The sequence below is a fragment of the Pseudomonas sp. FSL R10-1339 genome, from assembly GCF_009600545.1.
Lineage (GTDB): Bacteria > Pseudomonadota > Gammaproteobacteria > Pseudomonadales > Pseudomonadaceae > Aquipseudomonas > Aquipseudomonas bubulae.
This window is the reverse complement of the sequence record NZ_WIVQ01000076.1, coordinates 1-20,750: the sequence shown is the minus strand read 5'-3', so window position 1 is coordinate 20,750 and position 20,750 is coordinate 1. Positions and strand designations below refer to the sequence as shown.

The window sequence follows — 20,750 nt, the reverse complement described above, 5'->3', positions numbered from 1 at the left end:
CGCCCGACACTGATCCGAGGGTGACGCCGACAGGCCCGGCGATAGCGCCGATGAGCGCCCCCGCCTGACCACATGCTAGGGCTGCGCTGACGCCCCGCGCAGCACCGCCCAAGGTGCCGATGGCCGCACCGACTTTCATGGCGTGATGGAAAGAAGCGACTTTGGGGGAGTGACAGCGAAGGCACTGCAATGACATGGGATGAATCTCCTTGGGGGTGATGTCATTGCAGTAATGTGTGGCTGAGATTTTTTTGAATCGAAATTGGTGTAGTACATGCTCTGAGGCGTGTCGGGGATGCAGCAGTGGGCGGCAAATGGTGGGCTCTCGCTGCTTTGACTTCCTACAGGTAAAGTATTCGCGCATATTCAAACGCGCGTGAACGTCTTCAACTCAGTGTAAGCAGCAAGTGGAATCACTTGGTTTGTCATCGCGGGATTGGAAAGGGGGGCTAAGCAACAACCGGATAACAAGCATCACCCCATAGCGTTTCTGGGTTATCCAGCATCAGCAAAATAATCACCGGCACCAGCTTGCCGAGAAGGTTCGAGCAGTCGCGCAGTTGATCTCGGTTCACACTGCTGTTCCAGGTTGCGCCCCCATGCATTACCTGATTGCGCAATGTATAAATTCGATTGAATAGAACGCCGAGCACTGCTGGGGTATTGCGGTTGGCCAACGCTTGCTGCGCTGCTCGCCGACCGCTGGCAAAGCGCTCGGTCCACTGTTGCTCGCCGCTCTTGCCGTTCTGGTTATCCCAGAAGCTTTGGAATACGAATGGGTTGTCTAGCAACGTGCGAATACTGCCAGAGAACTCAGACCAGACCAGGTTCTCGATCAGGTTGGCAGTGTCGAGTGCACAGAGTTTGTCCAGGAACGCCTTGAACGTGGATTGCTCGGAAAGGCGGTACTGCTCGTCAATATCGGTGGCGTAGGCCGAGTTGAAGGCGATCCACAGGAAGATAAAACGCCCATCGACATCGTCAGCTTGCTCGGCACGACTGAGCCAGCTCAACGCCCGATGAACACGCAAGGTGAGATTGGGATGATGATTTTCACGTTCCAGGCGATGACGGGACTTGAGTGCTTGATGGTCCATGGGTGCCGATCCTTGATGTCATGGGGCGCGCGCGAAGGTAAAGGAGTGTCTGAAAACTTTACGTACTTTGTGCTAAACGCTGATGTTGGTAGAGAAGCGTCTATCCGAAGCTTCAGAACCTGCTCCGTTTGTTTACCTGTATGGACAGACAACGTGGACGTGGCCTGTTCTTTTGCTTAGGGTATGGCCATTCGATATTACCTGCAAGGCAGTCTGCATGAAGCGCGAACAGTTCCTGGCACAACCTGAAGTTGAGTCTTTCGTTGTATGGCTGGCGGCGAACTTGCCGACGCTCACGTTCGAGCTTCGTTTCAAATCCAGCAAATACGTGCCGGGCGGTTTAAAGGCGGATGTCCGAGGTTTCGAGCAGGTGCTTGAGCACTATCGCTGGAAGGCAAGCTGGCAAGATACCAACCAAAGCTCGGTGGATTCACAAACCTGGGCTGAAACTCAACGCTCTCTCGGGCAACTTCGCGAGTGGCTGACGAGCGCGGTCAACCTGGGGGATGAACAACAAGCGCTTCAGGCGTGCTTGCAGATTCTTCGTTGGGGTGGTGTCCGGGGAGCCATTCCATTTTTACACCGTCTGGCCGCAAAGGGCGAGCTGTCGAGCTACCTGCAAAATATGGCTGGGCTCATGTCGCTCGATGGCGACAATGATCTGAATGATCTCGACGCGATCAGTGTCGAGCGTTTCGATGCTGGCCTAACCAAGATTCATGCCTTGCTTGATGCGTCGGGGTCACCCATCTATGACAGTCGCGTCGGCGCAGCGATAGGCATGCTGTATTTGCTGTTTCGCCAGCAATGGACGGGGAGCGGCAAACCTCTGCTGGCTTTCCCGTCCGGAGGCGCTCGCGGCAGCCAGATCCGCAACCCGGAAGCGTTCTTGAACAGTTTGGCGGCGCCGCAATTTTCGGCGATCGATTATGCCGAATGGGCACGTTGGCAGGTGCGGTTGGGGTGGATTATCCGAGCCCTGCTTGAGCGTACCGGCTGGTTTGCTGAACAAGGGGCTCTGCCCGCGCGGTGCCACGCCTTCGAGGCCAGCCTGTTTATGCTCGGCTATGACCTGCGGTGTTTTGGTGTGATGCTGGCGTCTGACCCGAAGGCAGCAGGGCCAGTAATGTTTGCGCAGAAAAGTGAACGAGATGGCACTGGCTGGGTGCCTACCGGGCACCCCTTCAGTCAGGTCCTGAAGGATTATCTGGCCTTCCGCCACAGTGGTTCGCTCGACAATAAAGCGTCCTTCGTTGCATGGCTGTTGACTAACCCGCGTAACGAGAACCCGCTCACGCGTGCCACAGCGCAGGGCTATTGTTTCGCGTTTTCCATTGATGAGTTCGACCTGTTCGGCCGGCCGCTCGAAGAGCTCGAACGCATCGTCGACGGTGGCAAGGACGGATTGTGCGCGGCATTGGCCACCGAGACTTTGGAGCCGTTCACCCTGGGTGATGAACGGGCAAGTGTCTGTTTGGTAGATGTATTGATCACGGGCAATGCGTATCTGCGGGCGACGACCGAGAAAGAACGCATCGACTACCTCTTGAGCGCCGGATATGCGGGTACCGAGAACTCTTCCAAGACGCTGATGGCGTTGGGGCGCAACGTGGGCAAGCACTTCGGTCTGCTCGATGCAAAACATTTGCCGACGACCTTGTTCGAGCAGTTTTTCCGCGACTGCTCGCTCGACGCCTGACTCACACACGACATTCAATCAGCATGAAGCGTTTCTGGACGCTTCACCGGACTGGAAGCGACCATGCAAACCCGAAACGGAATTCAGTTGTACTCCGCCTCAGACATCTGCGGTTTTCTTGAGTGCCAGCACTTGACGGCGCTAGACCTTCAGAACCTTGTCACGCCTATGGAAAAAGCGGCAGCAAGCGATCAGAACCGATTGATACAGGACAAAGGATTGGCCCACGAGGCGGCCTTTTTCGAGCGGCTCAAAAGCGAAAATGCCAACGTAGTCGACATTGCCGAGGGCAATCCGAGTTTCGCGCGTCGGGTGGAACTTACCATTCAGGCCATGAAGGCCGGCGCCGATATCATCTTCCAGGCGTCGCTTCAGGAAGGGGCCTTTATTGGTCATGCCGACTTCCTGCGTAAAGTGCCTCGGGCGTCGGCGCTGGGCGACCACAGCTATGAAGTGATCGACACCAAGCTGGCAAAAACGGCCAAGGCCAAATTCCTTGTACAGGTTGCGCTTTATTCACGAATGCTGATCTCGATCCAGGGCGTACAGCCACAGTTCATGTACATCGTACTCGGTGATGCTGCTCGTACCGAGCAGGCATTTCGGGTCGCCGACTACGCCGATTATCTGGAGCATGTGCTACAGCGTTTCGAAGCGTTCGTGAATAGTGCCGAGCAACCCGTTACCTACCCGGAGCCGTGCGGGCATTGTGGGTTCTGCGCCTGGCGTGATCGCTGCGACGAACAACGACTGCAGGACGATCATCTCTCTGCGGTAGCTGGTATCAGCCGTTCGCAAATCCAGAAGTTACAGAGTGCCGGCGTGACCACATTGCACCAGCTGGCGGACAGTACTCACGACCTGCGCATTCCAAAACTGCAGACAGAGTCATTGAGCAAGTTGCGGCATCAGGCGCGTTTGCAGTTCCAGGGGCGTTCCAGTGATGTCCCGCTATTCGAGCTGCTTCCCGTGTCGGGTGAGCGACGTGGATTTTATCGGATGCCCAAGGCGGTCGAGGGCGACCTGTTCTTCGATATGGAGGGCAATCCGCTGGAAGAGGGTGGCCTGGAATACCTCTTCGGTCTTTACATCGATGAGGGTGGGCAGCAAATATTCAAACCCTTTTGGGCGCATACCCGGGATGAAGAAAAGATCGCCTTCGAGCAGTTTATCGACTGGGTCATCGGCCATCTCAAGCGTTACCCCGACGCGCATATTTACCACTACGCCAGTTACGAAGAAACAGCTATCAAGCGACTGATGAGCCAACACGGGACGCGCGAAGCGCAAGTGGACTGGTTGCTGCGCAACGGCAAGCTGATCGATTTGTACAAGGTCGTGCGCGAAGCTATCCGGGTGTCCGAGCCCAGCTACTCGATCAAGAATATCGAGCATTTTTACATGGGGCGGCGCGACGGCGACGTGACCAATGCTGGCGCGAGCATCGTGTTTTATGAGCGATGGAAAGAGACCGGCGAGTCGGCACTGCTTGAGCAAATCGAGCGTTATAACGAAGACGACGTACTGTCCACTTACCTTTTGCGCAACTGGCTGCTGGAAATCAAGCCGTCAAATGCAGGCGCTTTTCTCGGGACTGAAGCCGAAAGCGAGAAGTCAGTCGTGGAGCAAAAGGAGATCGAGAATCTTCTGGAGAATTATCGCGTTCGTCTGCTGGGTGGTCTGCGAGCCGACGAAGAGGCCATGAGTGACGAGGATCAGGTCACGTTGCTCACTTTCCAGCTACTCGACTTCCACCGCCGTGCAGAGAAGCCAACGTGGTGGCAGCTGTTCAGTCGGCAGGACATGACAACCGAGGAGCTGCTGGAGGATATCGAGAGCCTGGCCGGTTTGCGGCGCACAAACACACCGCCTAAACCGAACAAGAAATCGTTTTTGTATGAGTACAGTTTCGACCCTCAAGAAACCAAAATGCGTACGGGGTCTCAGGGGGTCATCACCGAGTCCCTGGGCAGCGTACAGCTGTTCCACCTGGATAATGACAAGTGTCTGGCGACATTCAAGGCTACCGAGAGAAATGCACCGCCTGATTACTTCGATATGATTCCCGGGAGGCCGATCCCGTCTACTTCGCTGCGCAAGGCGTTGTTCCGTTATGCCGACAGCCTCTTGGCTGGTGAACAACGCTTCCAGGCGGTTGCGGACTTCCTGCATCGACGCGCTCCACGGGTGAAAGACGTCGAGCCTGGTGCGCCACTGCTTGATCCAGGTCTGCCGACGATTGATGCCATCAAGGAGGTGGTACGCAATCTTGAGAGCAGCGTGCTGTTTATTCAGGGGCCGCCAGGTGCAGGCAAGACCTACACTGGCTCGCACGTCATCGTTGATTTGCTCAAGGCGGGCAAGCGCATCGGCGTAACTTCCAATTCGCACCACGCCATCAATAACCTGCTGGCGGCGGTTGAATCTCGTGCGCAAGAAGAGGGATTCACTTTCACGGGATTGAAAAAGTCCTCGGAGGGCGAAGGCACGGAGTTCAACGGCCGCTGCATCCGTTCCATCGAGGAAAAAAAGGAGTTCCTCGATGCTTGGGGGCCGAACATCAACTTGACGGCCGGCACTGCCTGGCTATTTTCCGACCCCGTCTTCACTGAGCAACTGGACTACCTCTTCATCGACGAGGCTGGTCAGGTGAGTGTGGCGAATCTGGTCACGATGGGCTTGGCTGCGCGAAACATCGTTCTGATGGGCGACCAGATGCAATTGTCGCAGCCGGTGCAAGGTGTGCATCCGGGCCGCTCCGGGGATTCCATCCTCGACTACCTGCTGGATGGCACGCCCACTATCGCGGCGGATCGCGGGGTGTTCCTGGCGCAAACCTGGCGAATGCACCCGCACGTCTGTTCGTTTATTTCACAGGCGGTGTACGAAGGGCAGCTGTCTTCGGCCCCCGGCACCGAGCGACGGGTGTTGCTGCTGGATGGTCAGTGCCCGCATATTCCAGGCAGCGGGCTGATGTTTTGCCCTGTGGAGCACGATGGCAACAGCCAGAGTTCGGACGAAGAGGCGGCGCAAGTTCAGGCGCTTTATGCATATTTTTCGCAGCAGCGGTTTATCGATAGCGACGGTGAGGAACATGCGATCGGTGTCGACAACATCCTGGTGGTGGCGCCCTATAACTTGCAGGTGCAAGTGCTCAAACAAGTTCTGCCCGCAGGCGCTCGCGTGGGTACGGTGGATAAATTCCAGGGGCAGGAAGCGGAGATTGTCATCGTGTCGATGGCGACTTCCAACGAAAATTACCTGCCGCGCGACATCGGTTTTCTATACTCGAAAAACCGCTTGAACGTGGCCGTCAGTCGCGCCAAATCCCTGGCATGCATCGTCGCCAGCCCGGACCTGACCGCCGTGCGCTGCATGACGCCACATGAGATGAGCCTGGTCAACGGCCTGTGCATGGCGGTCAGATACGGCGCAGTCGATCGCTATGCTTGATCGCATCGATGATAGGGCTGAGCTTGGCCTCAGCGACTGGCACCTCTGTGTGTTGCTCGATGATGTACAGCCACTCGACCCGCAGGGGTTGAATCAGCGCGACCTGGCAGGCGACACACCGCTGGACATGGCCTACCGGCTGAACCGCAGCGGCCTGATCGACACGCTGGAGTCACTCGGTGCCCAGGGCAACCCGCAGCTTCGAGCCTGGGCCGGCCGGGGTAGCTTTATGCCCCACGACAAGTACATCCACCTGCCTGCGCGATACGGCAATGTTAAAACCCTGCAAGCCCGTTACCGGCTGGGCGCGAGCCTCAATGACCGTGATGGGTTGGGGAACACGCCGCTGCATTGGCTGCTGGTCAACGGCCACTTGAAGGCCGCCCGATACTTCATCGACCGCTATGTGACGTTCGGCCTTGATCTGAGCGCGAAGAACCACCAGGGCAATACCGTGCGCAATATTGCCCTGCTCAACTGCCATCACGCGCTGGCGCAGCGGTTACTCACGGCTGAGATCGACAATTGCCTCCGTGCGCTGCGTCTCTGGCAGGAGATGGGCCTCAATCATGCATGAGCCACGGCCTCAGCTCCTTGATATTGCTGACCACGATCTGTTGGGCCTCAGGGTTGGTGGCCTGGTTTCTCGGGTCGATCTGATAGCGGCGCAATACGTACTTCACCAGTGCCTTGCGACTGGCGACCACCAGTTGCCCGTCCGTCATGCCGAAGTCGGTTTCAATGATGGCCTGCTGCGCGGCGTTCAAGCGGCCATCGGGGGCGAAGATGATCGGCACTTCGGTATTCCAGTCATCATCCAGCTCGCGTGTGTTGTGCGAAGCGTCCAGCAGGTCCGGCTCACCGCGCAGGCGGCTCAGCACAAAATCTCGGTACTGGCGGTTTTTCTCGCAGTAAGCGCGCACATGCCAGCGCATCCCTGTGTACACCAGGGTGTGAGGGGCAATCAGGCGGATTTCCACGTTCGGGGTGTTGAGCGAAACGTATTCGGTCTCCAGGCGCAAACCGTCGCGACAGGCCGCGAGCAAGGGCCGCAGGATTTCTGGCCGAATCGGCCGGTCGGGGACTTCGAGCACCTTGGTGTGGGCGTAAGCCAGGGCCAGCCCGTCGATGTGCGGTGCCCGTTCATTGTTCTGGTAAAGCAGGTGCAGGTAGGCACTGGCGCTGTCATCGATGAACAGCGGTTTGAAATTCTTGCTCGGTACGTAGCCCTTGCGTTGCTTGTCATATGTCAAGTTTCGGGGCGCATGTTCATTGATGTAGGTGTTGATGTCCTTAGAGGCTTGCTGGCGGCTGATGCCGAAGCTCTGGATCAAGTGACCCGTGGTCAGTCGGCCTTCCCACCAGGCGACGGTCTCGATCAAACGATAGCGAAGTGCCAGGTCCCAGCGCACTTGTTCGATGGATTGCTTGCGTTTCATACCCGCTCCATGTGTTTGAATACTTTACCTGTATAAGTCTACATTCTAGACCTGTCGTAAATCACTACATATCGTGTATCTGTCTTCGGAATACATCGAAGACATGAAAGGATGTGAGCATGAGTATGCCGGAAGTGGTTTCGACGGGTGCATTGGTGGTGATGGGCGTCATCCTGCTGGTACTGGTACAGCAGTGTTTGAAGTTGAGCGAGCTTTGGAAAATGGTCGCGCATTATCAGAAGGATTTGCACTGGGCGCAGATCTGGGAAGCGGAAAACCGCGAACTGCGTTCGGCGTTGCGAGCCGAGCGAGAGCACGTCGCGCAGTTGCAGCGAAAGCTGGAAATCCTGCAGGCGCTGATCCCGGTCGAGGAATAATCCGCAGCATTGCTCTATAGGAGAACCGATTCATGCCGATAAAACCCAGGCCCTTCACGTTTGTGTGTGAAGACTGCAACTGGAAGAAAACCATTGCACCGCGCAGCGATGCATTGATGCCCGGCGACTGGTTCGTCACCTGCCCGAAGTGCGGCAGCACCGCCCTGAAAATGCGTACGGCGGGCTGGCTTGAGGCAACCGTAGCGGAGCTTATGGCACGACGGGAGCTTTAAGCCGCACGGCGGTAGGCATGAATAACGCGGCTGCGGTCGATCATGGCAATGTGGCATTATTGTAGATGTCTTGATATACCTCAGCCGCACAACGCGCTGTCGTTGGACGATGGCGCCCCAAGGAGTTTTAGGTTTATGGATCAAGCAGTGCTGTACATCGATGCGCTAGAGGCCGAGTGCAAACGTCTCCAGCAGCAACACACGGAGACCGCGCCACTCAAGCCGCGCATCGCTGCCTGGGGGTTGGTCAAGGCTGGCAAAAGCTCGTTGCTCAACATGCTGAGCGGGCATGTACACCAGGAATATTTCGCCACCGGCGCGGTGCGTACCACCCGCGAAAACCAGCAACTTGAGCTTGAGCACTACGTGCTGGTCGATACACCGGGCCTGGGCATCGACCAGAGCGACAGCCGGCAGGCCATGGAAGGGCTCGATATCGCCGATATCGTGCTGTTCGTTCACGCGCCTCCGGGGGAGCTGGACGAGGAACAAGTCAACCTGCTGCTCAAACTGCGTGACGCCCATGGCGATGCGCTCGAACAGCGGCTAGTGCTGGTGTTCAGTCTTCTGGACTTGGATCAGAACGACGCGATGGCGCAGGTGCGTGAGCGCATTGAAGGCCAGGTGCTACGTTGCCTGGGGTTCCAGCCGACGTGCTTTGAAGTCTCTAGCCGCCGTTATCAGCGCGGTGTTGAGTTGGGCCGAGAAGGGATGAAGGCCAAAAGCGGCATTCCTGGCCTGGCCTTGCACCTTGACCAAATGTCGAGCGAGATGGCCCCGTCACTCGCTGCGGCTCGCCAGCAGCGCCTGGTGGAACGCCGTGAGGAATTGAGCGCAGCGCTCGACCAGGCCATCGAGCAAGAGCAAGTACAGATCCAGACACTCTGCGCGGCCTACACCCGCACAGCCACCGCCTTTATCGAACTGATGAGCAGCGTTCAAAGCAGTTTTTCGGCCAAGACCGCCGAGATCCGCACCGCCCGCGAAAAGTTGAACAGCCTTTAAGTCAAGGAGACTTGCAATGCCTCTACCCTGGTTGATTGGTGCCGCTGCGGTGGCCGCCGTGACAGCTATTGTCAAGGCTGTGTCTGATGACAGCCCGTCTTCGAGCTCATCCAGCTCTTCAAGCTCTGGTGATGCCGAGCGCCGCAAGCAGGAACGTGCTGCCAAACGTGAGCGAGAGCAGCAAGGCTTGAAGGATCGAATCTCGAACCTGGAAAAAGATCGCCGCGAGCAATTGAAAACCCAGCTCAACAGCGCCGCGCAAACCCTGGGTCAGCCTATGAGGGTAATGGGCCCCGCAAAGACGGCCACTCAGCTGGAGCAGGCCGTCGCCAACCAGCAATATTCGGGCTCAGCGTATGGCGATGTGATGAAAATCATTCTGCACGCTGACTCGGCGTTCTCTGCGGTGAAATCCAAGCGCTTCCTTTTGCAACTCAATGTGCTTGAGTCCCTTACCGCGCCGCTGGCTGCCCAACAGGCGGAGCAGCAGGCCCAGGCTCAACTCCAGCAATCGGCGGCGCGAATCAAGCGTTTGCAGAAATTGAAAAATACCGTGGAGCAGTTGGTATGAATGCCGTGACCCGTGACGAATTGATGGGTGCTTTCGAAAGACTCCAGGCCCAGTTTGAAGAGCAGAAAAGCGATATCCACGCCAAGGATCGTACGTTTAATTTGCTGCGCCAGGAGTTTATCTCCAGCAACCTCGAGCACACCCAGGCGCTGCTCGGCGCTGTCAGCAGCGACAACCCGTTGCACAAGCTGGCGCAAGGTCTGTCGCAGCGTCTGGCGGACCAGTTCGATGTGTGGCAAAAACAAGTCAACGCCCGCGTCAAGGGTGCGGAATTCCGCGAAAACGTCAACGATTCCCTGCTGGTATTCGTCTACGGCAAGGTCAAGTCCGGCAAGAGCTCACTGGGTAACTACGTCGCCTGGGGCCATAGCGAGCCTACGGCGCAGTTGAAGGCGCAGGCGAAGGTTCAACCGGTGTACTTCTCTGCTGAGCAGACCGCGGTGGAAGGCGGTGACAAGCACAAGGAGGCCGAACAGAATTTGCAGTTTCGCGTCGGCGCAACCGAAGCGACCAGCTCGATCCAGGGCTTTCGCTTGCCCGGCCTGACTTGGGTCGATTCGCCCGGCCTGCATTCGGTCAACCGGGCCAATGGTGACCTGGCGCGGGAGTACGTCGAGCACGCTGATCTGATCCTCTACACCATGAGTTCCCAAGCCCCGGGCAGGGCTTCGGATATGGGCGAAATCGGTGAGTTGCTGGCCGACGAGAAGTCATTGATGGTGTTGCTGACCGGCAGTGATACCACCGAGGAAGATGAGGACGACGACGGCAACGCGGTGTGTGAGGTCGTCATGAAGCCGGCGAAGGATCGGCAGGCACAAGTCGATTATGTGAACAACGAGTTGCAGAGGCTGGACGACAAAGCGCTGAAATACACTCGTGTTGTGCCGCTGTCGACACGCTTCGCGCAAACCCGCCCGGATGCTCTGGATACCAGTGGTGTGGGGGAATTGTTTCAGACGCTCAAGGCCATCTGCGACAGTAATGCGCTGCAGCTCAAGCTGGCCACGCCTATGAAAAACTTGAGCAACGCGATCAAGGACACTGCGGCGGATCTGGCCCTTGTGGCGGATCTGGCCAATGTCTTCGAGCAGCAGATCCGCGAGCAGGGCAAAGCCATCGAGCAGGAAGTGCGCAACCTGGGTCTGGCGGGCGCCGCGCAGATGAGTCGCTACGTCAATCAACTGTTCGACGCCGGCTACGACGAAAAGCTTGAAGGCAAGCTGCGAGACCATCTGACGCGTGTTCTGGGTGACCGGGCTGATGACGCGATGAAGCAAATCGACAAGACACAGCAAGCCGGGTTGCGCCGCGCCTTCGACGCAAGCCGCTTAAGCGCCTTGCCTGAATACCGCGAAGTGACTGTTGCCAAGGAATACCAAACCGGCACCGAATCGGGGACCAAGACGGCCTGGGGCGCGGGTGGGACACTGTTGGGCGCCGCGTTGGGATTTGCTGTGGGAGGCATACCCGGAGCGCTCCTCGGTGCGTCCATTGGCAGTGCTTCCAGTCTTGCCGGTCGCAGTGCCAAGGCTCGCTATGAAACGCACCAAGTGGTGGTCGGTGACAATCTGGAGGAGCAGCGTCAAGCCGCCCTCGACGCTTACGCCAACGCCGTACCGGCCTTGCTGGCCGAACACGTCATGGGCCTGTATGAACCGGTGCGCGCCAGCATGCAGCGTTATTGCGAGGTGCTCGTCACCGAGATTACCCGCTTGAACGACAGACTCGATTCCCTCGTGGAGACTCCACAGCCATGACTCAACAACCCCCAATGTCCCACGTCCTGTCGCTCTACGATGACGTGGACGAGCTGTGTGCCGTGTACAACCCCTCGGCTACACCGGCCATCCGCAAGATGGTGGCGGCTCGGAAGGCCAGCGCTGCGGCGACCATCATGGTTTACGGCGTATACAACGCGGGCAAAAGCACGCTGATCAATGCGTTGCTCGGCGCCGAGCAGGCGCAGGTTGCCGATACGCCGGAAACCTACAAGATCCAGGGCTACCGCTGGGGCGACTTCGAGATCCTCGATACGCCGGGTATCGACGCACCGCAAGCCCACGAGCAGGTGACGCGCGAGCAGTTGTATGGCGCCGACGTGGTGATCTTTGTGGTCAACCCGTTGGGCGTTGTCGAAGAAGAAGCCACGCTTTCGGCGCTGCTGGAGTTGGTCGCACGCAACAAACAGATTTTCCTGGTGCTCAACCGCAAGAACCCGCTGGAGCCGCTGGAAGCCGAGCGAATCAAGGACCAACTGCGCGAACGCCTCCAGCAAATGGCCCAGGCGCGCGGGTTGCCGCCAGTGTTGCAGGCTATTCCCATCCTAGAGGTCAACGCCCGGTCGGCGCTCAAGGCCAAGCTTGAGCACAAAGGCAATCTGCTGCAGAACTCGGGCTTTCCGAAGTTCGAAAGTGAGCTCAACCACTTCTTTGCCTCGATAGAGCAGCGTCAGATTGTTGCCGGCGTGGCCACCGATTTGAGCGGTTTCCTGGGTGAGACGTTGGCGCTGCTGGACCAACAGCGCGACCAGGCCTCCAGCGCTCGCATCGATGCGTTTTACGCGCAAATCGCACGGCGTGAGATTGATCTGCGCTCGCTGCTTAAAGCTTCGGTACAAGCCAAGGCGGCCGGGGTGTCCAAGGGCGCGATGATGGCGATGCACCAGGACGCCGAGGGCGCCCAAACCAAGATCGACGGGCTGATCCGGCGCGCCAACGAACAAGTGTGTGGCGAGCTGGATGACGAGCTCAAACGCCTGGCGCTGGATGCTGCACAACTGCTCGAAGAGATGCTCGACCAAGTCCGCGTGCAGCACGCAGACATGCCGTCCACGGGCGCGTTGAATATCCCCGGCGCTTCAGCTGGCGAACCCTCCGGGGCTACAGGCTCGGCCGTCGATATGAGCTTGCTGGAAGCGGGTGTGCGCCAGGCGGGCGGAGCGCTGAAGACCGAGCATGTGGTGACGGTGATGAAGTTGGGCAAGGAGTGGCTGCCCACCCTGTTCAAGGGTATTGGCCCGATCACCATGGGCAAAGTGGCTGAGCAGGTTGTAGGCAAGGTGCTGCCTGCCATCGGCGTCGTCTACCAGGTCGGCAAATTGATTTATACAGCTTTTGCCGGCGACCCGGAGCAGCAACGCCTCGAAGAACAGGCCCGTCAGGAGCAGCAGGAGCGTGAGCGGCGCGACCAGGCGATCAAGAGCCTGGGCGACGACATTGCCTGGGAATTCTCGCGGGCACTGACCGAGGTGGTGGAAGCCAATATCAAGAGCAACTTTGCGCTGGTCAACGACAAGCTTAAGGCCTTGCGCGGCAGCCTCAGCCAGACCGAGCGCAAGCTCAGCGAAGACCGCGAACTGCTGGTGCAGTGCCAGGTCACCCTGGACACCTATGTCTGAACACCGCCAGGCATTCCCCTGCAACCGCTGCATGCAGTGCTGCAAGCGTGTCCACCTGTTGCCGCAAACAGCCGGGATGGACCGGGGTGACGGGGTGTGCAGGCATTTGGACGAGGCCGATGGTGGCTGCCGTATCTACGCAAACCGGCCGGATATCTGCCGCGTGGATCGGCAATACGAACTGAATTATCAAAGGACGATGACGTGGGATGCGTTCGTGGAAATAAACGCAGCGGCCTGCAAGCAGCTGCAAACGATGTGATGTGTTGATCATTTGAATATTTAAGGAGGCTGTAATGGTGGAAGTAGCTGATCGGCAACAGGACGCGATTGATGACGTCATTCGTGACGCCGTGCGGGGTTCTGGCAAGGTCAATATCGTCGTCGCAGGCAAGACGGGCGTGGGTAAAAGCACCCTGATCAACACGGTGTTCCGTGGGCAGTTGGCGAAGACCGGCTCCGGCACCCCGGTGACGCAGCAGATTGAAGAGATCACCAAGGAAGGCCATCCAATCACGATCATCGACAGCAAAGGTCTGGAGTTGAAGGACTACGCGACCATTCTCAAGGATCTGGAGAACTTCCTTGAGGTGCGTGCGGGGCATCACGATGAAAACAAGCACATCCATGCGGCATGGATTTGCATCCAGGAAGGCGGTGATCGCGTTGAGCAGGCGGAAATCGACCTCTGTCGTGTGTTGATCGATAAATCCATTCCAGTGGTGGCGGTTGTCACCAAAAGCATGTTCGCCAAGGACATTGACTTTCACGTCGAGGTCAAAAAGCTGCTGCCCGGCGCTTCAGCCGTAGTACGGGTGCGCGCAGAGGCGCAACAGATCGAAGACGACGAAGGCAACGTTTTCAAGTTCGGGGTCAAAGGTATCGACGAGCTGATCTATGAATCTGCGAGGCTGATCCCCGAAGCAAAAAAGCGTGCATTCGCCAATGCATTGAACTCGCGGCATCAATCTTCCATGAAAATCAAAGTCGAGCAGGCTGAAAAGGAAGTATTGATTGCCAGCGGCCTAGCGGCGGCGGCCGGGGCTACACCGATTCCTTTTTCTGACTCGTTCGTGTTGGTACCCATTCAAGTCGGGATGCTTGCCAAGATTGGCGTGACCTTTGGCATGGAAGTCAGCACCAGTGCATTGACCACCCTGGTGGCCTCGGCACTGGGTTCGAGCGCGGCAAGCCTGCTGGGGCGAGCGGTAGTGACGGGTCTGCTTAAAATGATTCCAGGCGTGGGCAGTGCGGTAGGCGGCACCATTGCCGCGACAACCGCGGCTACGCTGACGAAAGGTTTAGGCGCGGCTTACATCTCGGTGTTGACGGATTTTTGCAATAACAACCCGGGTAAGGAACTTAATATCAGTTTGATCGGTGATGAGTTGAAGAGAAAACTCTCACTCAAGTAGTGTGCGACTTCTATGTCGACCTGCCAGAGCCCTGGCAGGTCGACAAGGGTTTTCTCTAGTTGTGTGTACAAGTCTTGGAGGCATTTATCTTCATTAAGGGCGACTCATGGCTACTAGTTTTTAACTAGCCCAATGACTTTGGAAACTTCAACTGGGCGCTATGATGGCGCCAAAATCTGAGGTGTTTTTATATCCGTAGCCTTTGGTTTTATGAGTATCTCAAGGTGTTCGCTTAGTAGGCTCCATGCGGCAGTCATTTCGGCTGTATAGCTGTGGCGCTGGTAGATTCGCTTCACCTTATTGTCTTCGGTGTGATTTAGGCAGCGCTCAGCCACTTCAGGTATCACTCCCAGTGCGGTCATTAACGTTGCGCCTGTGCGACGAAGGTCATGAGGAGTCCATTTACCACCCGGAAGCAGCAGGCTTTGAGCTTTAGCACTGCGTCGGCTCATTGTTCCTTGCTCAGGCTGGCGTTGACGATCACCCAGCTGTTTGGTCACGGTCTTGGAGTTGACTGGACCACTGTTATCGGTATTTGGGTAGCACCAGGCCGACCTGCTATTGATGCTCTGAACTCGCTCGAACTGACTTACAGCGAAGTTTGATAGGAAAACAGTATGCGGCTTGCCATTCTTGCTGTGCTCAGCAGGAATTAGCCAAGTGCGCTGCTTGAGATCCACATGCTCCCAACGACTATTTAGGAGCTCACCGATGCGGCAGCAGGTGGAAAGTGCAATCCAGATTGCAGCTTCCGTCGTCATTAGAAGTCCCGCCTCTGGAGCTTTCTTCGCAAGGCTACGAATTTCATCATCAGTCAATACGCGGTCGCGTTCGACGTCTTTACCGCCAATTTTTGCTTTTCGGATACTGGCGCTGGGATCGTGTTCTATGAGGTCACGGTCTACTGCGAATCTGAACATTTGGCGCATCAAGGAGAAGGCTATTTTTGCAGCGCGGTTGACGCCTCTGGCAAGCATGGTGTCGGTCACTTCTGTGATGTGGCCTTTTTTCACGTCTGCTACAGCGTATTGGCCTAGAAAAGGCAATACGTCTTTTTCAAACATTCGACGCACTTCTGCACCGCCATCTTTTCGATTGATCAAATCGACCCTGGCCCAGTGTTCAAACAGCTCGGCAACGCTCTTGCGGGAGGCCTGGCGGGCTAGCTCGGTTTCTGCAGTGGCTCTCTCTGCGTCTAACCGTGCTAGCTCGGCATTGCGGGCAGCGATACGTGCAGCTTCTTCGGACTCAAGGTGCTCACGGATGTTTTTGATGCCTGTTTTATGAAGGCTGGCCAATTCCATTGCTCTCTGTCGTGCATCCGAAAGAGTCATTGTTGCGGAATCATCCCCGGCACCATAGGTACCGATCGGGAGAGCGTATCTCTTGCCTGTCTCATTGGTGTATTGGAAGTAGAAAAGGCGGTCGCCCGATGGAGTGATTCGGGCCAGAAGTGATCCATGACCCCAAATCGTGACTTCACTCATCCATTTATGAGTTTGGCCAGGCTTGGCCTTCATCGCCTTATCTGTAATGTTGGCCATACGCTTGCTCTTGGTAGTGAATTGGTAGTGAATTGGTAGTGAATTGAGATGAGCTTTAGGGGGATGTTAGCGGATGCTAATGGACAGTGGTAGCAGGTAAGATCAACATTTTCAGGGTGTTATGACAGGATCTTGGATCTTGTAGGACGCTGCTGGATTATAATTTACCTTTATGGGGTGCTAGGGGTCGAGTGTTCGAATCACTCCGTCCCGACCATATTCTGTAAGGGGATCAAGTACTTAGGTGCTTGGTCCCCTTTCTCGTTTCTGGCCTGCGCAAAACTGGCGCAAAATGCGCGCAAAACTATCCGGTGATTTCACTGATATTCAGGTCTGGAATTGCATCCGACCAGATCACATCGGCGTGGTCTTTCTGGTAGTTTTTGGTCATGGTCTCGCTGGCATGGCCTGCAATGGCCTGGCCATCTTTTCCGGCTTTTTTGTACAGGTGCAGCGACAGCGCGCGCACTTCGTGAAAGCCCGGCATTTCCTCTTCTTTCCAGTCTGCGTAACAACCCGCCAAGTCCCGAGCATCTTTGAAGGCTTGAGTCAGGTAGCGATCTTCAATCTTCGTCCAGTGCTCTTTTGTCTGGGCCTGTTTCTGTAGCAGTCGTTGTGGCTTGCGATGAATCAGGAAGGGGGAAGCGATATTGTCCTGGCAGCGGGTAATGACGGTCTGCAGTTCGTCAGTCACCTTGAAGCGAATCCACGCCGTATCACTGGCCTTGGCTGTCTTCTTTTGTACCAGGTACAGAAACCCATCCCGGACGCCATCAAAGCGCATGTCCAGAATGTCTGAGCGCCGCTGAGCAGTGATCAGTGCCAAGTCGATGGCGTTGCGCAGCCAGGGTGGGGCCACCTCCCTGATCGCCTTCAGGCCTTCCACGGTATGGCGTTTACGTTGCTTCTTCTCGATACGGTTGATGGTGCTCGATGCAGGGTTATCCGGGCATAAGCCTTTGGACGCAGCATGATTGAAAATATCCACCAGCAGTGCGCGGCTTTGATTGGCACTTCTTGGGGTCAGTGTGTCCAGCAACTCGGCAACCATGCGTATGGTTATTTGATCGACGGCTTTGCCCTCGAAATACTTTCGAAAGCGTCTGAAGTGAACGGCGTACAGGCCGAGCGTACCCTTGGCCAGCTCGCGGGGAGGCAAGATCTCGGCTTCGTATTTATCCAGAAAGCCAGCAAAGGAGCCCGACGGATTACCCATGACGGAACGGAAGAGATCGGCGCCTTGCATAAAGGCCAGGTTGAGCTGTTTTGCGGCATCAATGGCCCTGATCCGATCGGTACCGAATTGAAACCACTTACCGTCGCTGGGGCGACGGTAGCGGTAGGTCGAGCGCCGTGGATCAAAGTACAGGTTCTGCGGCAGGTGCTTGTTCGCACTGTTGCGTGGCCGAGGCGCCATCAGGCAACCCCTCTCAGCACCATAGCGACCAGATCGTTGCCGTCAGCTATGTTCAGTGCGTTCCAGTCCACATACCAGAGCGAGCCTATCTGCTCGCCCGGCAGCTTACCGTTGCGGATGTAATTGCGGATGGCTTGTGAGCAGAGCGGTGTCCCGTTCTCACCCCAGCGGCGGCGTTGGTATTCGCTAATTTTGATTAGCTCTTTACGCATGGTCATCCCCTTTAATAGCGGTACCTGGGTGCGTATACCCCACCACAGGCTGCGCGAGCGGGCGATTTTGAGCGTTTAGCGAGGCATCAGGGTGGGCTGCCTCGCGCAGCTTTACGTGGGGTATAAGCACCCCCGCAGTGGCGCGAAAAGCTTTGGTAATGCCTGCTGCTGCGCAGCAGAGACTGTTTTTTACAGGCGTGTCGATCCCGTTGGCGTTGCGGAGCAAAGCGGGCAGGGGCAAGCGGTTGGTCAGTGAGTGCGTCATGCCGCTTTTCTCCGGGTGCGGGGTTCGGGTTGATACTTGCGGCCATCGGCCAGGCCGTTGCGGTAGCCGAGCCAATACAGCAAGGCCACGTTCAATATCAAAAAGATCAGCGCACAGATCTGGGTAGGGGTCATGTGGTGTGCTCCTGTTCAGCGCTGGTGGTGGCAGCGTCTGGCTAATCGTCTTGGTTCGGGGTATCGGTTTGTGACCTGGCCAGCTCTTCGTCCGCCTTGTATGCGCGGATATCGATCAGCGCGGCAACGTGCCGGATATGAGCGAACTTAGGAGCCTTGCGGCTGCTGTCGAGGGTGGTTACGGGTAATTGAATCCGGCCGCTGATGATCTCTGCTGCAAACGACTGCTCGTTGAGGTGGCGGAAGTACTGCACGCGCAGCTTGTCGAGGGGGATAAGTACGTCACCGAAGTTGCGATACAGCAGCTCTACGGTGGCCGCATCCGGTGCAGGCAATAGCCGCAGCGGGCTTTGGTTGGCATTACTCATGGTCTGGCGTACTCGCTTTGGGTGGGTGACGTGCTGGGTGGTTCCATGCATTCAGGCAGTGACGCTTGGTCAGCTCGCGCAAATGTTCCGGCACTTCAAGGAGCGCAGCATTGCGCTCCTCGCGTGTCGGCATGGCCACGATCTGCCGAGCGTATTCCCTAGGCCACGTCACGGTGATCAGCCGGAATTGCTGGAAGAGCCAGGCCTAACTGCTCGGCCAGCCAAGCGATACCGGGCTGACGTACCCGGGTTGATTGGCTGTATTGCATACCGAGTTCAGCGTGGAACCAGTTGCTGTCCTTGACCCGCAAATACTCACGATCCCGAACCGGGTAGGCGGGCAAGTTGCGCTCATTGAGCAGACCTTTTTCACGCATCAACTTGATCACTTTTGGCCGGGTCGTACCCAGGCGCATGGCGGCTTTGGCGAGGGTGCGTTCCATAACACCCCCTAAGCTGCAAGTGCGGCAGGAGTGGCCGACGCAGCCAAGTGATCGAGCGACTGCAGCAGCCGGTCAAAGCTGTGTTGATCGTTGCCATAGGCTGTGAAGCACTGAGTGCGCGGGCAACTGTCGCCGGCTACCAGAATCGCCGTGATGCCTTTACGGCTTTGCGTGCGATGCACTGCCAGGCTGACAGCCTCATCCAGACCGATATCGAGCTTCAACGAGCCGCCTTGGCGTACCAGATGGTGCAACTGCTCTTGTTGATGGGCATCCAGTAGCTGGCCGCGGTCGACAGATTCAGCACGCACGCGCGGTGTTGCCGGCTCGGCAGTATCCATGCGGCCATTGGCGATGGACTCAATAAAGTCAGCGAGCACCAGGTGCTTGTCTTTGTCGGCATCGTTCAGCTTGAGGCTGTGCTTCTCGTCGCCGGTAACAATGGTGAAAAGCGTGTTGGTGGGGCTGCGTTCAACCTGCAGCACGAAAATCAACGGCAGGTTGGTATTTTTGAAACTGCACGAGTGGTTAAACGTGCCGTTCAAATTGACCTGCGCAGCCAGCAGGCGAAGGGTTTTATCAGTCAAAGCAAACCGGTTCATGCTGCATGCCCTCCGTTGTTCGGATCGAACGGGGCAGGGCGGTTGCTGTGCGGGACCAGTCGGGGCTTGCGGTTGTGGAGGATGACCAAGCAGCCGGTGGTGGCTTGCAGCTGCTCGATCAGTCGACGGTTACTGGCGCACGCTGGGTGGATGTGCAGGGTTGCAGTGTCGTGCATGGTGTTGCCTCGCTCTGTGGTGGGAGAGTGGGCACAAATATCAACCATCAGTTGCTAAATGTCAATTTTGGTTTTATCTCTCAGCGTATGAAGATCTGTGGCTAATGGCTTTTTGCCTCTAGATAAATCAATATGACGAAGGTAAAGCATATCGAACATTGATGGGATTTTAGAAATATGACTAGATATATAGAAAGACTTCATGTTGAAAATGTAAGAAAATTTGAAGTTCTTGATGTGAAATTTAATGCGAGATTCAACGTTTTAGCGGGGCCTAATGGTTGTGGTAAAACATCAGTTTTAGTTTGTTTGGCTCATTGTTTTGATGTTTCTGGGGTAACATACTCAAGTGTTAGCGAAGAGTCAGAATTTTGGGTTGATATGCAAGATGGCCCAAAAAAAATCAGGGTGGGTCTTGGTAAAAATTCAGTTGGGGGTGGTTATAGGAAAGGTAAATTTAAAACTAGTAGTACTCCCCCGCCTAGCGAGGTAAACCGCACTGTTATGCGCTCGTATGATAAGGGAGTTGACTATTTAAGTCCGCTGTTTATAGGCGCAAGTAGAAGTATAAAGTATAAAGTAATTGATGGGATGTCTCGTGAGCTACCAGTTGAAGAAGCTGCAAAATATATAAATCTAACGGAATCAAGTCCTTGCATGGGGATTGGTCTGGTGATAGTAAGCAATGGTTGATTAATAGATATTTCATCATGGATAAAACATGGGCGTCTATTGAGAAGCAAAATTTTGAAAGTTTCATGTCTGCGCTTGAATCAATAGGCCCTGAAGGTAGTGAGTTTAAATTTGTAGAGATCGGAAGGGACCTAGGGAAGCTCCGATCAACTTGCCGCAACCGCGCAGTAAGTTGAAAATCCCGCTGAATTTGGCGCTATTGACCGC

24 protein-coding genes and 1 pseudogene are annotated in these 20,750 nt (G+C 56.3%); 12 read left to right on the top strand and 13 right to left on the bottom strand.

Features of this window, described 5'->3' with window-relative positions; all coding sequences use genetic code 11:
• Both GHO03_RS25380 and GHO03_RS18430 read right to left on the bottom strand, forming a co-directional pair.
• Positions 1-196, bottom strand: a pseudogene (locus GHO03_RS25380) (hypothetical protein); the annotation flags it as partial.
• A 253-nt stretch (positions 197-449) separates the two neighbouring features.
• Complete coding sequence (locus tag GHO03_RS18430) at positions 450-1,097, bottom strand: HEPN domain-containing protein (RefSeq protein ID WP_153400313.1); 648 nt, start codon at positions 1,095-1,097, stop codon at positions 450-452.
• A gap of 217 nt (positions 1,098-1,314) precedes the next feature.
• Between GHO03_RS18430 and GHO03_RS18425 the strand changes: the two genes are divergently transcribed.
• From GHO03_RS18425 to GHO03_RS18415, 3 genes are all read left to right on the top strand, one after another.
• A complete protein-coding gene (locus GHO03_RS18425; RefSeq protein WP_153400312.1) occupies positions 1,315-2,796 on the top strand; it encodes a hypothetical protein in 1,482 nt (493 codons plus the stop codon).
• 63 nt (positions 2,797-2,859) lie between these two features.
• Entirely contained in the window at positions 2,860-6,249 is a 3,390-nt protein-coding gene (locus GHO03_RS18420; RefSeq protein WP_153400311.1) for a TM0106 family RecB-like putative nuclease, read from the top strand.
• Positions 6,242-6,826: an ankyrin repeat domain-containing protein gene (locus GHO03_RS18415; protein WP_153400310.1), complete on the top strand. Its 585-nt coding sequence runs from the start codon at positions 6,242-6,244 to the stop codon at positions 6,824-6,826. The genes GHO03_RS18420 and GHO03_RS18415 overlap by 8 nt, the downstream gene beginning before the upstream one ends.
• On the opposite strand, the gene GHO03_RS18410 is transcribed toward GHO03_RS18415, so the two are convergent.
• Positions 6,813-7,688, bottom strand: coding sequence for a WYL domain-containing protein (locus GHO03_RS18410; RefSeq protein ID WP_153400309.1), 876 nt, complete (start codon positions 7,686-7,688; stop codon positions 6,813-6,815). The two genes, GHO03_RS18415 and GHO03_RS18410, sit on opposite strands and share 14 nt — an antisense overlap.
• A gap of 119 nt (positions 7,689-7,807) precedes the next feature.
• On the opposite strand from GHO03_RS18410, the gene GHO03_RS18405 reads away from it, so the two are divergent.
• From GHO03_RS18405 to GHO03_RS18370, 8 genes are all read left to right on the top strand, one after another.
• Entirely contained in the window at positions 7,808-8,065 is a 258-nt protein-coding gene (locus tag GHO03_RS18405; RefSeq protein ID WP_153400308.1) for a hypothetical protein, read from the top strand.
• Positions 8,066-8,097: 32 nt separating this feature from the next.
• Entirely contained in the window at positions 8,098-8,298 is a 201-nt protein-coding gene (locus GHO03_RS18400; protein ID WP_153400307.1) for a hypothetical protein, read from the top strand.
• 135 nt (positions 8,299-8,433) lie between these two features.
• Positions 8,434-9,303 (top strand): GTPase, encoded by an 870-nt coding sequence (locus GHO03_RS18395; RefSeq protein WP_153400306.1) that lies wholly within the window; start codon positions 8,434-8,436, stop codon positions 9,301-9,303.
• A gap of 16 nt (positions 9,304-9,319) precedes the next feature.
• Positions 9,320-9,874, top strand: coding sequence for a hypothetical protein (locus GHO03_RS18390; RefSeq protein WP_153400305.1), 555 nt, complete (start codon positions 9,320-9,322; stop codon positions 9,872-9,874).
• On the top strand, positions 9,871-11,634 hold the full coding sequence (locus tag GHO03_RS18385; protein WP_153400304.1) for a dynamin family protein: 1,764 nt from the start codon (positions 9,871-9,873) through the stop codon (positions 11,632-11,634). Before GHO03_RS18390 ends, GHO03_RS18385 begins: the two co-directional genes overlap by 4 nt.
• Positions 11,631-13,274, top strand: coding sequence for a GTPase (locus tag GHO03_RS18380; RefSeq protein ID WP_228394615.1), 1,644 nt, complete (start codon positions 11,631-11,633; stop codon positions 13,272-13,274). Before GHO03_RS18385 ends, GHO03_RS18380 begins: the two co-directional genes overlap by 4 nt.
• Positions 13,267-13,536 (top strand): YkgJ family cysteine cluster protein, encoded by a 270-nt coding sequence (locus GHO03_RS18375; protein ID WP_153400303.1) that lies wholly within the window; start codon positions 13,267-13,269, stop codon positions 13,534-13,536. The genes GHO03_RS18380 and GHO03_RS18375 overlap by 8 nt, the downstream gene beginning before the upstream one ends.
• A 34-nt stretch (positions 13,537-13,570) precedes the next feature.
• A complete protein-coding gene (locus tag GHO03_RS18370) occupies positions 13,571-14,689 on the top strand; it encodes a GTPase (RefSeq protein ID WP_153400302.1) in 1,119 nt (372 codons plus the stop codon).
• A gap of 158 nt (positions 14,690-14,847) precedes the next feature.
• Here the strand turns inward: GHO03_RS18370 and GHO03_RS18365 are convergent, their stop codons facing one another.
• From GHO03_RS18365 to GHO03_RS18325, 10 genes are all read right to left on the bottom strand, one after another.
• On the bottom strand, positions 14,848-16,233 hold the full coding sequence (locus GHO03_RS18365) for a site-specific integrase (protein ID WP_153400301.1): 1,386 nt from the start codon (positions 16,231-16,233) through the stop codon (positions 14,848-14,850).
• 304 nt (positions 16,234-16,537) lie between these two features.
• Complete coding sequence (locus GHO03_RS18360; protein WP_153400300.1) at positions 16,538-17,650, bottom strand: phage integrase Arm DNA-binding domain-containing protein; 1,113 nt, start codon at positions 17,648-17,650, stop codon at positions 16,538-16,540.
• Positions 17,650-17,862, bottom strand: a complete 213-nt coding sequence (locus GHO03_RS18355) for a hypothetical protein (protein WP_060693524.1) — start codon at positions 17,860-17,862, stop codon at positions 17,650-17,652. Before GHO03_RS18355 ends, GHO03_RS18360 begins: the two co-directional genes overlap by 1 nt.
• Complete coding sequence (locus tag GHO03_RS18350) at positions 17,855-18,127, bottom strand: hypothetical protein (protein WP_153400299.1); 273 nt, start codon at positions 18,125-18,127, stop codon at positions 17,855-17,857. Before GHO03_RS18350 ends, GHO03_RS18355 begins: the two co-directional genes overlap by 8 nt.
• The gene (locus GHO03_RS18345) at positions 18,124-18,261 is read right to left on the bottom strand and encodes a hypothetical protein (RefSeq protein ID WP_153400298.1); all 138 of its coding nucleotides are present in this window, start codon (positions 18,259-18,261) and stop codon (positions 18,124-18,126) included. Before GHO03_RS18345 ends, GHO03_RS18350 begins: the two co-directional genes overlap by 4 nt.
• Positions 18,262-18,302: 41 nt before the next feature.
• A complete protein-coding gene (locus GHO03_RS18340) occupies positions 18,303-18,629 on the bottom strand; it encodes a pyocin activator PrtN family protein (protein ID WP_095038152.1) in 327 nt (108 codons plus the stop codon).
• The gene (locus GHO03_RS25155) at positions 18,622-18,762 is read right to left on the bottom strand and encodes a hypothetical protein (RefSeq protein WP_178110333.1); all 141 of its coding nucleotides are present in this window, start codon (positions 18,760-18,762) and stop codon (positions 18,622-18,624) included. Before GHO03_RS25155 ends, GHO03_RS18340 begins: the two co-directional genes overlap by 8 nt.
• A 25-nt stretch (positions 18,763-18,787) precedes the next feature.
• A complete protein-coding gene (locus GHO03_RS18335) occupies positions 18,788-19,072 on the bottom strand; it encodes a phage antirepressor KilAC domain-containing protein (RefSeq protein ID WP_153400297.1) in 285 nt (94 codons plus the stop codon).
• Between the two features lie 8 nt (positions 19,073-19,080).
• Positions 19,081-19,674 carry a hypothetical protein gene (locus GHO03_RS18330; RefSeq protein ID WP_153400296.1) on the bottom strand — a complete coding sequence of 198 codons (594 nt, stop codon included), beginning with the start codon at positions 19,672-19,674 and terminating at the stop codon, positions 19,081-19,083.
• Positions 19,671-19,850, bottom strand: coding sequence for a hypothetical protein (locus tag GHO03_RS18325; RefSeq protein ID WP_153400295.1), 180 nt, complete (start codon positions 19,848-19,850; stop codon positions 19,671-19,673). The genes GHO03_RS18330 and GHO03_RS18325 overlap by 4 nt, the downstream gene beginning before the upstream one ends.
• A 177-nt stretch (positions 19,851-20,027) precedes the next feature.
• Here GHO03_RS18325 and GHO03_RS18320 point away from each other — a divergent pair, with 177 nt between their 5' ends.
• A complete protein-coding gene (locus GHO03_RS18320) occupies positions 20,028-20,543 on the top strand; it encodes an AAA family ATPase (RefSeq protein ID WP_153400294.1) in 516 nt (171 codons plus the stop codon).
• Positions 20,544-20,750 lie beyond the last annotated feature (207 nt).

What these genes read in the sequence shown, in the direction of transcription:
- GHO03_RS18365 (WP_153400301.1), bottom strand. Translation starts at nt 16,233, where the DNA reads ATGGCCAACATTACAGATAAGGCGATGAAGGCCAAGCCTGGCCAAACT.
- GHO03_RS18360 (WP_153400300.1), bottom strand. Translation starts at nt 17,650, where the DNA reads ATGGCGCCTCGGCCACGCAACAGTGCGAACAAGCACCTGCCGCAGAAC.
- GHO03_RS18350 (WP_153400299.1), bottom strand. Translation starts at nt 18,127, where the DNA reads ATGACGCACTCACTGACCAACCGCTTGCCCCTGCCCGCTTTGCTCCGC.
- GHO03_RS18420 (WP_153400311.1), top strand. Translation starts at nt 2,860, where the DNA reads ATGCAAACCCGAAACGGAATTCAGTTGTACTCCGCCTCAGACATCTGC.
- GHO03_RS18400 (WP_153400307.1), top strand. Translation starts at nt 8,098, where the DNA reads ATGCCGATAAAACCCAGGCCCTTCACGTTTGTGTGTGAAGACTGCAAC.
- GHO03_RS18385 (WP_153400304.1), top strand. Translation starts at nt 9,871, where the DNA reads ATGAATGCCGTGACCCGTGACGAATTGATGGGTGCTTTCGAAAGACTC.
- GHO03_RS18410 (WP_153400309.1), bottom strand. Translation starts at nt 7,688, where the DNA reads ATGAAACGCAAGCAATCCATCGAACAAGTGCGCTGGGACCTGGCACTT.
- GHO03_RS18405 (WP_153400308.1), top strand. Translation starts at nt 7,808, where the DNA reads ATGAGTATGCCGGAAGTGGTTTCGACGGGTGCATTGGTGGTGATGGGC.
- GHO03_RS25155 (WP_178110333.1), bottom strand. Translation starts at nt 18,762, where the DNA reads ATGCCGACACGCGAGGAGCGCAATGCTGCGCTCCTTGAAGTGCCGGAA.
- GHO03_RS18415 (WP_153400310.1), top strand. Translation starts at nt 6,242, where the DNA reads ATGCTTGATCGCATCGATGATAGGGCTGAGCTTGGCCTCAGCGACTGG.
- GHO03_RS18390 (WP_153400305.1), top strand. Translation starts at nt 9,320, where the DNA reads ATGCCTCTACCCTGGTTGATTGGTGCCGCTGCGGTGGCCGCCGTGACA.
- GHO03_RS18395 (WP_153400306.1), top strand. Translation starts at nt 8,434, where the DNA reads ATGGATCAAGCAGTGCTGTACATCGATGCGCTAGAGGCCGAGTGCAAA.
- GHO03_RS18335 (WP_153400297.1), bottom strand. Translation starts at nt 19,072, where the DNA reads ATGGAACGCACCCTCGCCAAAGCCGCCATGCGCCTGGGTACGACCCGG.
- GHO03_RS18380 (WP_228394615.1), top strand. Translation starts at nt 11,631, where the DNA reads ATGACTCAACAACCCCCAATGTCCCACGTCCTGTCGCTCTACGATGAC.
- GHO03_RS18330 (WP_153400296.1), bottom strand. Translation starts at nt 19,674, where the DNA reads ATGAACCGGTTTGCTTTGACTGATAAAACCCTTCGCCTGCTGGCTGCG.
- GHO03_RS18345 (WP_153400298.1), bottom strand. Translation starts at nt 18,261, where the DNA reads ATGACCCCTACCCAGATCTGTGCGCTGATCTTTTTGATATTGAACGTG.
- GHO03_RS18325 (WP_153400295.1), bottom strand. Translation starts at nt 19,850, where the DNA reads ATGCACGACACTGCAACCCTGCACATCCACCCAGCGTGCGCCAGTAAC.
- GHO03_RS18355 (WP_060693524.1), bottom strand. Translation starts at nt 17,862, where the DNA reads ATGCGTAAAGAGCTAATCAAAATTAGCGAATACCAACGCCGCCGCTGG.
- GHO03_RS18425 (WP_153400312.1), top strand. Translation starts at nt 1,315, where the DNA reads ATGAAGCGCGAACAGTTCCTGGCACAACCTGAAGTTGAGTCTTTCGTT.
- GHO03_RS18340 (WP_095038152.1), bottom strand. Translation starts at nt 18,629, where the DNA reads ATGAGTAATGCCAACCAAAGCCCGCTGCGGCTATTGCCTGCACCGGAT.
- GHO03_RS18320 (WP_153400294.1), top strand. Translation starts at nt 20,028, where the DNA reads ATGACTAGATATATAGAAAGACTTCATGTTGAAAATGTAAGAAAATTT.
- GHO03_RS18375 (WP_153400303.1), top strand. Translation starts at nt 13,267, where the DNA reads ATGTCTGAACACCGCCAGGCATTCCCCTGCAACCGCTGCATGCAGTGC.
- GHO03_RS18430 (WP_153400313.1), bottom strand. Translation starts at nt 1,097, where the DNA reads ATGGACCATCAAGCACTCAAGTCCCGTCATCGCCTGGAACGTGAAAAT.
- GHO03_RS18370 (WP_153400302.1), top strand. Translation starts at nt 13,571, where the DNA reads ATGGTGGAAGTAGCTGATCGGCAACAGGACGCGATTGATGACGTCATT.